The 13,080-nt window shown below is 73.9% G+C and carries 11 protein-coding genes and 1 riboswitch; of the genes, 5 read left to right on the forward strand and 6 right to left on the reverse strand.

Annotated features, from left to right (window positions below; all coding sequences use genetic code 11):
• Nucleotides 1-111: 111 nt before the first annotated feature.
• Nucleotides 112-197: riboswitch (cobalamin riboswitch) on the reverse strand.
• 271 nt (nt 198-468) lie between these two features.
• From ACFY2K_RS29150 to ACFY2K_RS29160, 3 genes are read left to right on the forward strand one after another with little or no spacing between them, the layout of a single operon-like run.
• Entirely contained in the window at nt 469-1,749 is a 1,281-nt protein-coding gene (locus ACFY2K_RS29150) for a hypothetical protein (protein WP_387715386.1), read from the forward strand.
• Nucleotides 1,746-2,372 (forward strand): precorrin-8X methylmutase, encoded by a 627-nt coding sequence (locus ACFY2K_RS29155; protein ID WP_375885028.1) that lies wholly within the window; start codon nt 1,746-1,748, stop codon nt 2,370-2,372. The genes ACFY2K_RS29150 and ACFY2K_RS29155 overlap by 4 nt, the downstream gene beginning before the upstream one ends.
• The gene (locus tag ACFY2K_RS29160; protein WP_387715389.1) at nt 2,369-3,907 is read left to right on the forward strand and encodes a precorrin-2 C(20)-methyltransferase; all 1,539 of its coding nucleotides are present in this window, start codon (nt 2,369-2,371) and stop codon (nt 3,905-3,907) included. The genes ACFY2K_RS29155 and ACFY2K_RS29160 overlap by 4 nt, the downstream gene beginning before the upstream one ends.
• 93 nt (nt 3,908-4,000) lie before the next feature.
• On the opposite strand, the gene ACFY2K_RS29165 is transcribed toward ACFY2K_RS29160, so the two are convergent.
• Complete coding sequence (locus ACFY2K_RS29165) at nt 4,001-5,740, reverse strand: TIGR03767 family metallophosphoesterase (RefSeq protein ID WP_380522598.1); 1,740 nt, start codon at nt 5,738-5,740, stop codon at nt 4,001-4,003.
• Between the two features lie 301 nt (nt 5,741-6,041).
• Between ACFY2K_RS29165 and ACFY2K_RS29170 the strand changes: the two genes are divergently transcribed.
• Together ACFY2K_RS29170 and ACFY2K_RS29175 are read left to right on the forward strand one after the other, a co-directional pair.
• Complete coding sequence (locus ACFY2K_RS29170; protein WP_387715392.1) at nt 6,042-7,223, forward strand: cobalt-precorrin-5B (C(1))-methyltransferase; 1,182 nt, start codon at nt 6,042-6,044, stop codon at nt 7,221-7,223.
• Between the two features lie 174 nt (nt 7,224-7,397).
• Nucleotides 7,398-8,927, forward strand: coding sequence for a UDP-N-acetylglucosamine 1-carboxyvinyltransferase (locus ACFY2K_RS29175; protein ID WP_375885038.1), 1,530 nt, complete (start codon nt 7,398-7,400; stop codon nt 8,925-8,927).
• 25 nt (nt 8,928-8,952) lie between these two features.
• On the opposite strand, the gene ACFY2K_RS29180 is transcribed toward ACFY2K_RS29175, so the two are convergent.
• The 5 genes from ACFY2K_RS29180 to cbiE form a co-directional block, all read right to left on the reverse strand.
• Nucleotides 8,953-9,459 carry a protein phosphatase gene (locus tag ACFY2K_RS29180; protein WP_387715395.1) on the reverse strand — a complete coding sequence of 169 codons (507 nt, stop codon included), beginning with the start codon at nt 9,457-9,459 and terminating at the stop codon, nt 8,953-8,955.
• Between the two features lie 78 nt (nt 9,460-9,537).
• Complete coding sequence (locus ACFY2K_RS29185) at nt 9,538-10,041, reverse strand: DinB family protein (RefSeq protein ID WP_380589560.1); 504 nt, start codon at nt 10,039-10,041, stop codon at nt 9,538-9,540.
• A gap of 141 nt (nt 10,042-10,182) precedes the next feature.
• On the reverse strand, nt 10,183-10,950 hold the full coding sequence (locus tag ACFY2K_RS29190) for a cobalt-precorrin-6A reductase (protein WP_387715398.1): 768 nt from the start codon (nt 10,948-10,950) through the stop codon (nt 10,183-10,185).
• Entirely contained in the window at nt 10,947-11,708 is a 762-nt protein-coding gene (gene cobM, locus ACFY2K_RS29195; RefSeq protein WP_360238836.1) for a precorrin-4 C(11)-methyltransferase, read from the reverse strand. The genes ACFY2K_RS29190 and cobM overlap by 4 nt, the downstream gene beginning before the upstream one ends.
• Nucleotides 11,705-12,946: a precorrin-6y C5,15-methyltransferase (decarboxylating) subunit CbiE gene (gene cbiE, locus ACFY2K_RS29200; RefSeq protein ID WP_387715401.1), complete on the reverse strand. Its 1,242-nt coding sequence runs from the start codon at nt 12,944-12,946 to the stop codon at nt 11,705-11,707. The genes cobM and cbiE overlap by 4 nt, the downstream gene beginning before the upstream one ends.
• Nucleotides 12,947-13,080: the final 134 nt, after the last annotated feature.

Below are 13,080 nucleotides of genomic sequence, written 5' to 3' on the forward strand. Positions count from 1 at the left end.
TGGCCGGGTCGGCCGCGGTGGTGGCCGGTGGAACGGGCGCGGGCATGCGACAGCGCTGGTGCATTTCTGCCTTCCTCGGGGTCCGCGCCCCGGGCCGGTGGAGGACGGCGGGAGTTCCTGGCTCCCGCGGCCGACCGGTCTCCCGGTGAACCGCGGTCACAGTGGCGGGACCGCACCGGGCTTGCACCGGTTTCCTCCCCTGCGCCGTCGCTGGCGTCGGGCGGCCCGCTGGGGACCGCCCGCCAGCATCGTACGGGGTACGGCTGACCTGGGGGAGGGGCGGCTTCGCCGGGCCCGGGGCACGGGCGGGCCGCCGCCCGGCGCACGGGCGGGCGCACTGTCCGGCGTACGGCGCCCGGCGTACGGCGCTCACCGGCGCCGGGCGGCCGGTTCGGCGTGCTCCGCCGTGCTGCCCGGCGTGCCGCCGGTGTGATGCAGCGGACGGAGGCAAGCGATCGGATCATCTGTATGCTCGCCGCCATGCCACCGACACCCGACGCCACCGCGCCGGGCGCCGCCGTGCCCGACCGGGGGCGCGCCGACGCCTGCCCCGGGGCGCTCCGCCTGCACGCCGCCGACGACGGCGGCCTCGCCCGGGTCCGACTGCCCGGCGGACTGCTGACGGACCGTCAGGCAATGGCCCTGATCGAGGCCGCAGAGGCCCTGGGCGACGGGGAGTTGGAGACCACCTCGCGCGGCAACGTCCAACTCCGCGGCCTGGCCGCGGACTGCGGGGCCGAACTCGCCGACCGGCTGCGCGCCGTCGGACTGCTGCCCTCGGACACCCACGAGCGGGTGCGCAACATCGTCGCCTCGCCGCTGGCCGGGCTGGACGCGGCCGGGCACGCCGACGTGCAGGCCTGGGTGCGCGAACTGGACGCGCGGCTGTGCGCGAGCGACTGGGCGGCCGGACTCTCCGGCAAGTTCCTGTTCGCGCTGGACGACGGGCGGGGCGACGTCGCCGCGCTCGACGCCGATGTGACATTGATCGCAGCCTCGGACGGCCCAGCGCTGCTGCGGCTCGGACGGGCCGCCCACGGGCAGCCGGTCGAGGCCGGACGGGAGGTGACGGCCGTGCTGGACGCGGCCCGCGCCTTCCTGGACGCGCTGCGCGGCGTCGGCCGCAAGGCCTGGCACCTGCGCGAGGTGCCCGAACTGCTGCCGGCCGGCACGGTGCCGCTGCCCGCCTTCGCCGGGGCCGGTGCCGCCGGGGCCGGTGCGCGGCCCGGGATCGGCGCGCTGCCCGGCGGGCTCTCGGTCGGCATGCGCTTCGGGCGGGCCGACGCCGGCCAGTGGCGCGCGCTGGTCGCCGCCTCGACCGGCGAACTGCGGCTGACCCCCTGGCGGGGCGCGGTGCTGCCCGGCGCCCCCGCCGACCGGCTGCCCGCGCTGGCGGCCGCGGGGTTGCGGACCGAGCCCGGCTCGGCCTGGGAGCGGGCCACCGCCTGCACCGGGCTGCCGGGCTGCGCCAAGTCGCTGGCCGACGTACGGGCCGACGCGGCCCGGGCGTTGGAGCGCGGGGCGCCGACGGCCGGGGGCGGCGGACTGCCCGTCCACTGGTCGGGCTGCGAGCGGCGCTGCGGCCACCCGGCCGGGCAGTGGGTGGACGTGCTCGCCACGGGGCACGGCTACCGGGTGACGGTGAACGGGCCGGCCACGACCGCGGGAACCCCCGCGGACGTTCCGGTGGACGTGACGAACGAGGAGATGGCCGAGGCGGTCGCCGAGGCCAGGAGGACCACGAAGTGATCGAGTACGAGAAGGACGGCGCGTCCATCTACCGCCAGTCCTTTGCCACCATCCGTGCGGAGGCCGATCTGGCCGCTCTCCCGGCGGACGTCTCCCAGGTCGCGGTGCGGATGATCCACGCCTGCGGGATGACCGACCTGGTCGAGGACCTGGTGTACTCGCCCGGCGTGGTCGCCTCGGCGCGCGCGGCGCTGCACGCCGGTGCGCCGATCCTGTGCGACGTCAACATGGTGGCGAGCGGGGTGACCCGCAAGCGGCTGCCCGCCGACAACGAGGTGGTCTGCACCCTCACCGACCCCTCGGTGCCCGAGCTGGCCCGCGCGATGGGCAACACCCGCAGTGCGGCGGCCATGGAGCTGTGGCTGCCCCGACTGGAGGGCGCGGTGGTGGCCGTCGGCAACGCCCCGACCTCGCTGTTCCGGCTGCTGGAGATGATCGAGGCGGGCGCTCCCCGCCCGGCCGCGGTGATCGGCGTGCCGGTCGGCTTCATCGGCGCCGCCGAGTCCAAGCAGGCGCTGGCCGAACACCCCTCCGGCCTGGAGCACTTGGTGGTGCGCGGCCGGCGCGGCGGCAGCGCGATGGCCGCCGCTGCCATCAACGCGATTGCGAGCGAAGAAGAGTGACGGACCGTCAGATCGCTTCCGCCGGACCCGAGGGGACCGGCCGACTGTACGGCGTCGGGCTCGGCCCGGGCGACCCCTCGCTGGTGACCGTCCGCGCGGCCGAACTCATCGGCAAGGCCGACGTGGTGGCCTACCACAGCGCTCGGCACGGCCGCTCCATCGCGCGCTCGATCGCCGAACGCTACCTGACGGGTGGTCAGATCGAGGAGAAGCTGGTCTACCCGCTCACCGTGGAGACCACCGACCACCCCGGCGGCTACCGTGGCGCGTTGGACGAGTTCTACGAGGAGGCCGCCGCCCGGCTGGCCGCCCACCTGGACGCCGGCCGCGACGTCGTCGTCCTCGCCGAGGGCGACCCGCTGTTCTACGGCTCCTACCAGCACATGCACAAGCGCCTCGCGCACCGCTACCCGACCGAGGTGGTGCCCGGCGTGACCTCGGTCAGCGCGGCCGCCGCCCGACTCGGGCAGCCGCTGACCGAGGCCGAGGAAACCCTCACCGTCATCCCCGGCACGCTGCCCGAGGAGGAGCTCACGGCGCGGATCGCTGCCGCCGACTCCGCGGTGATCATGAAGCTGGGCCGCACCTTCCCGACCGTCCGGCGGGCGCTGGAGCGGGCCGGCCGGCTGGAGGACGCCCAGTACGTGGAGCGGGCCTTCATGGACGGGGAGCGGATCGCGCCGCTCGCCGAGGTCGAGGGGGAGAGCGTCCCCTACTTCTCGGTGGCCGTGCTGCCGAGCAAGGTCGCACCGCTGGAGCCGGCCGTCCGGCTCGCGGACGGCGTCGGCAGCGTGACCGTGGTCGGCACCGGGCCGGCCGGGCCGCTCTGGCTCACCGCCGAGGCGCGCGGTGCGCTGACCGAGGCCACCGACCTGGTCGGCTACACCACCTACCTGGACCGGGTGCCCGAGCGGCCGGGGCAGCGGCGGCACGGTTCGGACAACAAGGTCGAGTCGGAGCGCGCCGAGTTCGCCCTGGACCTCGCCCGGCGCGGGCACCGGGTCTGCGTGGTCTCCTCGGGCGACCCGGGGGTGTTCGCGATGGCCACCGCCGTGCTGGAGGTCGCCTGCGAGCCGCACTACCGGGACGTGCCGGTGCGGATCGTCCCCGGGATGACCGCCGCCCACGCGGCCGCCTCCCGGGCGGGCGCCCCGCTCGGGCACGACTACGCGGTGGTGTCGCTCTCGGACCGGCTCAAGCCCTGGGACGTGGTGGCCAAGCGGCTGCGCGCCGCCGCCGAGGCGGACCTGGTGCTGGCGCTGTACAACCCGGGCTCGAAGTCCCGCACCACCCAGGTCGGCCTGACCAGGGACCTGCTGCTGGAGTACCGCGCGCCGGAGACCCCGGTGGTGATGGCCCGCGACGTCGGCGGGCCGACCGAGCGGGTCCGGATCGTCCGGCTGGGCGAGCTGGACCCGGCGCTGGTCGACATGCGGACCATCCTGCTGATCGGCTCCTCGCAGACCCGGGCGGTCGAGCGGGGCGGCGGGGTCGAGGTCGTCTGGACGCCCCGGCGGTACCCGGAGGACGTGTAACGGATGACGGAGAACAGCTGACAGATGATGAAATCTGTCAGCTGTTTTCTGTTCTCTGTCAGCTGTCAGCTGTCAGCTGTCAGCCGGCGGCCGTCACCGGGTCGGCTTGGTGATCAGCAGCTCGGTGTTGTGGTCCTCCCCGGCGCCGAGCAGGGCGGAGACCCGGCCGTTGGGGTCGTTGTACGAGAGCTCGCGGTACAGCGCCGCCAGGTTGGTGTCCGAGGTGCTGCCGAAGTCCGTCGCGTACGGTGCGGAGGACTCGATCAGCGTGGTGAACAGCGACAGGGTGCCGTCGCCGTTGTCCGCGACCTCGATGATCCGCCCGTGCTGCGGGTAGTCGATGTGCGAAGCGGTGTTGATCTCCCAGAACGCCCGCTCCGGCACCGCGTGGCCGTGCGCGGTGATCTTGTTCATGTGGGTGTGCCCGTTCACCCAGGCGACCACGTTCGGGTAGCGCTGCAGCAGGGCGGTCAACTCGTTGCCGTCGTGCCGCTTCTCGAAGATGTTGCGCGGGTCGGGCAGCAGGTTGCCCATCGAGCCGCTGGTGTGGTGGCTGAACACCATGATCACGTCGTCGGTGCTGCCACCGTTCACCCGGTTCCCGTTGGTGTCGTACCAGTGCCCGCTGTGGTTCTTCAACTGCTGCTCAAGCCAGCGCAGTTGAGCGGTGCCGAGCGAACCGTCGGCGAAACCGGCCTGGTTGGTGGTGTCCAGGCTGATGCCGAGGACCTTCTCCGAGATCCGGAAGGTGTAGTAGAGCTTGCCGCTGCTCACCATGTCCGAGGTGAAGCCGTGCCCGTAGGGGCCGGCGCCGGTGACGGCCGGGTCGAGGTGGGCCTTGGCGAACTGCTTGAGGGTGAACGGGTGGCGGCGCTCGTCCGGGGTGACCCGGCGCACCGCCTCGCCGTTCGCGAGCAGCTTGCCCAGCAGCAGGACGGCGCCCGCCGGGTCGCGCCGCAGCGAGTCCATCAGCTGGGCGGCGGTCGCGTCGTCGCAGCCCTCCAGCTTGAGCCCGCCCGTGTAGAGGTCGTTCAGCAGTCCGAAGTCGGGCAGCGAGCCCTCGATGCTGTCGTCGTGGTTGCCGACGGTGGTGTACCAGGGGGTCGTGAGGCCCGGTGCGTCGAAGGGGCGGCCGGCCGCGGACAGGAAGCCGGGCACCTGCGGGAAGCCCTTCGCCTTGTAGACGTCGGCGTAGGCGAGTTCGGGGTTCCAGAAGGCCGAGTTGCCGGAGTTCTGCACGCCCTCGTAGCGGGTCGGGTCGCCGGTGTTCTGGGCCATCCGCCCACCGCCCATGACGGTGAGGTACCAGTCCAGCTCGGCCAGCTCGTGGTTGTCGGTGTTGTCACCGGTGGCCATCACCAGGCTGAACGGCATGCCGGTGTAGGGGCCGCCGGCGAGCGAGTTGACCCGCTCGACCAGGGCCGAGACGCCACGGGCGTTCAGGGCCTCCTGCGGCCGGTAGGCGCTGTCGTTGAACTTGGCCAGGAACTCGAAGCGCACCGGGGACTCGGTGTCCACCAGGTGCAGGTCGCTGAACTGGACGAAGCTGGCCAGCCCGGTGCGGCGGTCGTCCCGCCCGCTGCCGGGGGCCGCGAGCTCCCCGCGCACCACCAGCGGCCAACCCGGCCCGGCCGCCAGCCGCTTGTAGGGGCCGGCCCCGGTCGGCGTGGCCACCTGCTCCAGGGTGGTCCCGGTGACGTTGACGGCCCGCGCGGCCGTGGTCGCCAGCGCCCGGTCCCGGCCCGCGGCCGAGGCGAGCTGGGCGCCGCCCAGGGACAGGGCCGACCAGGCGGCGGCCACCGAGGTGCCGGTCAGGAACGTACGACGTCTCATGCCTGCCACAGAAACCCCCACATACTGGCGGCCCGGCCGGGTGCCCCGGTCGCCGGACCACGTCATGAACCCGCTAAATAACGGAGCGACAGATTACTCGCTGGTAGTCGCACGGAGCGAGACCCGTGCGGAGAACAGTTCGAGAACGGCGGGGGCTCTCCTCGCTGGCCGCTGCCCGGGTACCGGCCTCGGCCGCGCGCACGTCCCCGGGCGCCGTGCGGCGGGGTGGATGGGGGAGAATCGGCGGGCGCGACCGCGGTGGTCGGGGCGGGCGTGATCGGATTGCGGAAGCGAGGCGCAGGTGGCCGCAGCGGGAGGCGGGGCGGGAGGCCGGGCCGGTCAGCTGAAGAGCAGCGGTCTGCGGCACGGCTGGACGACGGGCGCCTGCGCCACCGCCGCCACCAAGGCCGCGTACACGGCGCTGCTCACCGGCGAGTTCCCGGACCCGGTGACCATCACCCTCCCCAAGGGCCAGCAGCCCGCCTTCGCCCTCGCGGTCGAGGAGCTGGTCCTCGCCGCCGAGCCGGCCGCCGCCGACGGCTCGCGCGCCGCCGCCCAGCGGCCGGTCGCCGCCACGGCCGGAGTGGTCAAGGACGCCGGCGACGACCCCGACGTGACCCACGGCGCCCTGATCCGCGCGACCGTACGGCTCGGCGAGCCCGGCACCGGCGTGGTGTTCCGGGCCGGTCCCGGGGTCGGCACCGTCACCAAGGCCGGCCTGCCGCTGGCGGTCGGTGAGCCCGCGATCAACCCGGTGCCCCGGCAGATGATCCGCGACGCGGTGGCCGAGGTGGCGGCGGCACACGGTGGTGGCGGGGACGTGGTGGTGGAGGTCTCCGTCGACCACGGTGAGGAGATCGCCCGCTCGACCTGGAACCCCCGGCTCGGCATCCTCGGCGGGCTGTCGATCCTCGGCACCACCGGGATCGTCGTCCCCTATTCCTGTTCGGCCTGGATCGACTCGATCCGTCGCGGGGTGGACGTGGCCCGGGCGGCCGGGCGCACCCACGTCGCGGGCTGCACCGGTTCGACCTCGGAGAAGGTCGCGGTCGCGGTGCACGGACTGCCCGAGGACGCCCTGCTGGACATGGGCGACTTCGCCGGGGCCGTCCTCAAGTACCTCAAGCGCCACCCGGTGCCGCGACTGACCATCGCGGGCGGCTTCGCCAAGCTGTCCAAGCTCGCCCACGGGCACCTCGACCTGCACTCGGCGCGCTCCCAGGTGGACAAGGGCTACCTGGCCGAACTGGCCCGGCAGGGCGGGGCGGACGAGGAGCTGGCCGCGGCGGTGGCGGCGGCCAACACCGGCCTGGAGGCAGTGCAGTTGTGTCGGGCGGCCGGGGTGCCGCTGGGGGACCTGGTCGCCGAGGCGGCCCGGGCGACGGCGCTCGGGGTGCTGCGCGGTTCACCGGTCGCGGTGGACGTCATCTGCATCGACCGCACGGGCGCCGTCGTCGGTCGGGCGGAGCCGCTCGGCCCCTGAGCGGCGCCCAGTCGGTGCCCGGGGTCGGCCGACTCACCCGTGCAGCGGAACCTCAGAACTGTCGTGCGGTGATGTGAAGATCCAGGGCTCATACGGGGTGAGAAACGGGCAAAAGTGGCGCCACGTCCGCTCTTGATTCTGGTGCCATCTCAACCATGAGATATGGTCTGCCGAGTGACAGGCGACTACCTCACCCGTATCGGCACCCTCATCCGTACCGCGCGTCAGCATCGCGGCTGGTCCCAGGCGCAGCTCGGCGAGGCGCTCGGCACCAGCCAGAGCGCCGTCAACCGCATCGAACAGGGCAAGCAGAACGTCAGCCTTGAGATGATCGCGCGCATCGGCGATGCCCTCAACAGCGAGATCGTCTCCCTCGGCTACTCCGGCCCGATGCACCTCCGGGTCACCGGCGGCACCCGCCTCTCCGGCGCGATCGAGGTCCGCAGCAGCAAGAACGCCTGCGTCGCGATCCTCTGCGCCTCGCTGCTGACCACCGGCCGCACCACGATCCGCAGCGTCGCCCGGATCGAGGAGGTCTACCGCATCCTCGAGGTGCTCACCAGCATCGGCGTCAAGAGCCGCTGGCTGAACGAGGGCCGCGACCTCGAACTCACCCCGCCGGCCGAGCTCGACCTCGCCGCGATGGACGTCGAGGCCGCCCGCCGCACCCGCAGCGTGCTGATGTTCCTCGGCCCGCTGATGCACCGCGCCCAGCACTTCGCGATCCCGTACGCGGGCGGCTGCGACCTCGGCACCCGTACCGTCCAGCCGCACCTGACGGCGCTGCGGCGCTTCGGCCTGGAGGTCGCCACCACCGGCGGCGCCTACCACGCCTCGGTCGAGCCGGGCACCCCGCTGGACCGCCCGATCGTGTTGACCGAGCGCGGGGACACCGTCACCGAGAACGCCCTGCTGGCCGCCGCGCGGCACGACGGCGTGAGCGTCATCCGCAACGCCTCGCCCAACTACATGGTCCAGGACCTCTGCTTCTTCCTGGAGAAGCTGGGCGTGAAGATCGAGGGCATCGGCACCACGACCCTCACCGTCCACGGCGTCCCGGAGATCAGCTGCGACGTCGACTACACCCCGGCCGAGGACCCGGTGGAGGCGATGAGCCTGCTCGCCGCCGCCGTCGTCACCTCCTCCGAGCTGACGATCCGCCGGGTGCCGATCGAGTTCCTGGAGATCGAGCTCGCGGTGCTGGAGGGCATGGGCCTCGACTACGACCGGACCCCGGAGTACCGGGCCCACAACGGCCACACCCGGCTGGTCGACCTCACCGTGCGCCCCTCCAAGCTGACCGCGCCGATCGACACCATCCACCCGATGCCGTTCCCCGGCATCAACATCGACAACGTGCCGTTCTTCGCCGCCATCGCCGCGGCCGCGCACGGCACCACGATGATCCACGACTGGGTCTACGACAACCGCGCGATCTACCTCACCGAGCTGACCCGGCTCGGCGCGGACGTCAAGCTGCTCGACCCGCACCGCGTCCTGGTCCAGGGCCCGACCCGCTGGCGCGCCGCCGAGATGATGTGCCCGCCGGCCCTGCGTCCGGCCGTGGTCATCCTGCTCGCGATGCTCGCCGCCCAGGGCACCTCGGTGCTGCGCAACGTCTACGTCATCAACCGCGGTTACGAGGACCTTGCCGAGCGCCTCAACTCCATCGGCGCCCAGATCGAGACCTTCCGCGACATCTGACGGTCCGTCACCTTCCGCGCTTGCCTCAACCGCTGAGGCCGGTCAGCAGGATCGCCACGTCCAACCCGGTGTTCAGGTAGTCCACGAACACCGGGTTGTTCAGCGCCCAGGGCGACCGCCGCTCCCGGATCAGCCGGACCGCCCCGTCCGGCTCGTGCCCGAGGGCGACCAGCGCCTGGGCGACCACCAGGCCCGAGCGGTTGTAGCCCGAGTGGCAGCGCACCAGCGTCCGGCGGCCCCGGCGCACGGCGGCGGCGGTGAGTTCCGCGGCCTCCTGGACGGCGAGCAGCTGACCGGGGGAGAGCGGCTCGTCGGGCACCTCCCGGACGACGTGCTCGACCCCCGGGGCCGGGCCGTGGCCGGGGAGCGTGAAGAGGCTGACGACCAGGTCGAACTGCCGCCCGGCGACGACGGGTTGGAGCTCACCGCCGGGCGGGGTGCAGTAGTGCCCGCCCATCCAGAGCCCGGGGACGATCTCGTTCCAGGGCTGCTGCGGCCCGTGGACGTCGCGGTCCTTCTGGCGGGTCCGCATTCCTGCTCCTTCCGGCCCGCCGGCCCCCGCGTGCCTGCGCGCCCGTGCGGCCGCTCTCCCCGGGACTCGCTGCCGGGGCTACTCGCCCGTGCTGCCGTCGAGGTGCTCGCGCAGGAGGTCGGCGTGGCCGTTGTGGCGGGCGTACTCCTCGATCATGTGAGTGAGGATCCAGCGCAGCGAGAACGCCTCCTCGCCGTAGTGGCCCAGGACGTCCAACGACTCTGCGGCGGCGACGAGTTCCCGTGCGTGGTCGCACTCGCGGCGCCAGACCGCGAAGGCCTCCTCCGGGTCGGCGGTCTCGACGTCCCACTCGGCGGAGGTGTCGTTGGGGTGCTTCCAGAAGCCGCGCCTGTCCTCGCCGTTGAGGACGTTGCGGAACCAGCCGCGTTCCACCTCGGCGAGGTGGCGGACCAGCCCGAGCAGGGAGAGTGCGGAGGGCTCCAGCACGCGGGTGCGGAGCTGTTCGGTGCTGAGGCCGACGCACTTCATCGCCAGGGTGTCGCGCTGGTGGTCGAGGAAGCTGGTCAGAGTGGCCCGCTCGTCGGCGGTCTGCAGGGTGATGGTGCGCTGATCATCGGTCATCCGGCCACTCTGGCAGTCCCACCGGCGTGCCCGCGCGCCATATTCCACTGACCGGACACGTACCCGGACGCCCGACCGGCTTCCCGCCCGGAACAAGGCCCGGACTCAGGCCCGGACTCAGGCCCGGACTCAGGCCCGGACTCAGGCCCGCTGCTCCAGCCAGCGCACCGCGCCCGCCACGTCCGGTGACACCGGCAGGCCGGCCGGCACCGGTGGGCGTTCCACCACGACCACGGGCAGCCCGAGTTCACGGGCGGCGGTCAGCTTGGGCGCGGTCGCCGCGCCGCCGCTGTCCTTGGTGACGACCACGTCGATCCGGTGCTCGCGCAGCAGTGCCCGCTCGCCGTCGAGGGTGAACGGGCCGCGGTCCAGCAGGACTTCGAGCGAGAGCGGCAGCGGCGGCTCCGGCCGGTCCACCGAGCGGGCCAGGAAGTGCAGCCCGTCCAGGTGGGCGAAGGCGGCGATGCCCTGGCGGCCGGAGCTGAGGAAGACCCGGCGGCCGAGACCGGGCAGCAGCGCGGCGGCGGCCGTCAGGGAGGGGGCGAGGTGCCAGCGGTCCCCGGCGACGGGTGCGAAACCGGGGCGGCGCAGCACCAGCAGCGGCACGCCGGTGGCGGCGGCCGCGAGGGCGGCGTTGTGCGACATCCCGGCGGCGAACGGGTGGGTGGCGTCGACCACGGCGTCCACCGCCTCGGCCCGCAGCCAGTCGGCCAGCCCGTCCGGGCCGCCGAAGCCGCCGATCCGCACCTCGCCGACGGGCAGCCGGGGTTGGGCGACCCGCCCGGCCAGCGAGCTGGTGACCCGCAGGCCCGGCCGGCCGTCCAGTGCGGCGGCCAGCGCCCGCCCCTCGGTCGTCCCGCCGAGGACCAGTACGTGGGCGGGGGTGCGAGTACGGTCGTCGGGACTCATGCGCCGCAGGGCTCGTGCGGCCGCTCGCGGTCCGCCGAGTAGAGGTGGCTGTCGCGGAACTGCTCTGCGGCGAGGGTGCGGCCGACCAGGATGACGGCGGTGCGCACCACGCCCGCCGCCTTGACCTGCCCGGCGATGTCGGCCAGCGTGCCGCGCAGCACCAGCTCGTCGGGGCGGCTGGCCATCGCGACCACGGCGGCCGGGCAGTCGGCGCCGTAGTGCGGGAGCAGCTGCTCGACCACGTCGTCCACGTAGCCGGCCGCCAGGTGCAGCACCAGCAGGGCGCCGCTGCGGCCGAGGGTGGCGAGGTCCTCGCCCTCGGGCATTGGGGTGGCGCGCTTGGCGATCCGGGTGAGGATGACGGTCTGGCCGACGGTCGGTACCGTCAACTCCCGCTTCAACGCGGCCGCGGCGGCGGCGAAGGCGGGAACGCCGGGGACCACCTCGTACGGCACCCCGGCCGCGTCCAGCCGGCGCATCTGCTCGGCGACGGCGGAGAAGACGGAGGGGTCGCCGGAGTGCAGCCGGGCCACGTCCCGGCCGGCCTCGTGCGCGGCGACCAGCTCGGCGACGATCTGGTCCAGGTTGAGCTGGGCGGTGTCGACCAGCCGGGCGCCGGGCGGGCACTCGTCCAGCAGCTCGCGCGGGACGAGGCTGCCGGCGTAGAGGCAGACCTCGGCGCGGGCCAGGAGGCGCTGGCCGCGCAGGGTGATCAGGTCGGCGGCGCCCGGGCCGGCTCCGATGAAGTAGACGGTCACGAGGCGTCCTCCTGGGGGGTGTTGGGCTTGACGGCGGACCACTGGGTGACCGGCATGGCCTGCCGCCACCCGGTGAAACCGCCGACCGGGACGGCGTGGGCGACGGCCAGTTTGACCAACTCCCCGCCGTGGCGCCGGTACCACTCGGTGAGCAGCGCCTCGGACTCCAGCGTCACGGTGTTGGCGACCAGCCGTCCGCCGGGGCGCAGCGCGGCCCAGCAACCCTCCAGCAGGCCGGGGGCGGTGAGGCCGCCGCCGATGAACACGGCGTCGGGGGTGGGGAGTTCGGCGAGCGCCTCGGGGGCGCGGCCGGTCACCACCCGGAGTCGGGGCACGCCCAGCGCGGCGGCGTTGCGGGCGATCCGGTCGGCCCGCACCGGGTCGCGCTCGACGCTGACGGCCCGGCAGTCCCGGTGGGCGCGCAGCCACTCGACGGCGATCGAGCCGGAGCCGCCGCCGACGTCCCAGAGCAGTTCGCCGGGGGCGGGGGCGAGGGTGGCCAGGGTGGCGGCGCGGACGTGCCGCTTGGTGAGCTGGCCGTCGCTCTCGTACGCCTCGTCCGGCAGACCGGGGACGAGCGAGCCGCGCGGGCCGTCGCCGAGTTCGACGGCGATCAGGTTCAGCGGGTCGCCGGGCGGGTGCGGCCAGTCGTCGGCGCGGCCGTCGAGCTCCCGTTCGCGGGTGTTGTCGCCGAGCTGCTCCAGCACGCGCAGCCGGGCGGTGCCGAAGCCGTGCTCGGTGAGCAGGGCGGCGACGGTGGCGGGGGTGCCGGCGTCGGCGCTGAGCACCAGCAGCCGGCGGCCGGGGTGGAGGGCGAGGGCGAGCGTGGCCGGCGGTCGGCCGACCAGACTGATTACCTCGGTCGCCTCCAGCGGCCAGCCGAGCCGGGCGCAGGCGTAGGAGACGGAGGAGGGGTGCGGCAGGACGCGCAACCGCTCGGCGCCGACGGTCTCGGCGAGGGTGCGGCCGATGCCGAAGAACATCGGGTCGCCGCTGGCCAGGACGGCGATGCGGCGCCCGGCGTGCTCGGCGAGCAGCCCCGGGACGGCCGGGCGCAGCGGGGACGGCCAGGCGAGGCGCTCGGCGGGGACGGTGTCGCGGGGGAGCAGTTCCAGCTGTCGGGGGCCGCCGATGACCACCTCGGCGGCTTGCAGCGCGGCCCGGGATCCGGCGGCGAGGCCGGGCCAGCCGTCGGCCCCGATCCCGACGACGGTGATCGGAGGGGGCAGCTCGGGCACCGGGTGGCTCCTCGTGGTTCGTTCCTGCTGGCCGGGGCAGCCTACCTGGCGGTCCGCGGGCGGCAGCCCGGTGGGCTGACAGGGTTCAACTTTCAGCTTTCAACTTTCAGATGTTGAAATCTGAAATCTGAAAG

Source organism: Kitasatospora sp. NPDC001309 (assembly GCF_042896295.1).
Classification (GTDB): domain Bacteria; phylum Actinomycetota; class Actinomycetes; order Streptomycetales; family Streptomycetaceae; genus Kitasatospora.

Excerpts from the sequence above, each read along its gene's own strand:
- ACFY2K_RS29150 (WP_387715386.1), top strand. The coding sequence starts at position 469 with ATGCTCGCCGCCATGCCACCGACACCCGACGCCACCGCGCCGGGCGCC.
- ACFY2K_RS29165 (WP_380522598.1), bottom strand. The coding sequence starts at position 5,740 with ATGAGACGTCGTACGTTCCTGACCGGCACCTCGGTGGCCGCCGCCTGG.
- ACFY2K_RS29180 (WP_387715395.1), bottom strand. The coding sequence starts at position 9,459 with ATGCGGACCCGCCAGAAGGACCGCGACGTCCACGGGCCGCAGCAGCCC.
- ACFY2K_RS29185 (WP_380589560.1), bottom strand. The coding sequence starts at position 10,041 with ATGACCGATGATCAGCGCACCATCACCCTGCAGACCGCCGACGAGCGG.
- ACFY2K_RS29190 (WP_387715398.1), bottom strand. The coding sequence starts at position 10,950 with ATGAGTCCCGACGACCGTACTCGCACCCCCGCCCACGTACTGGTCCTC.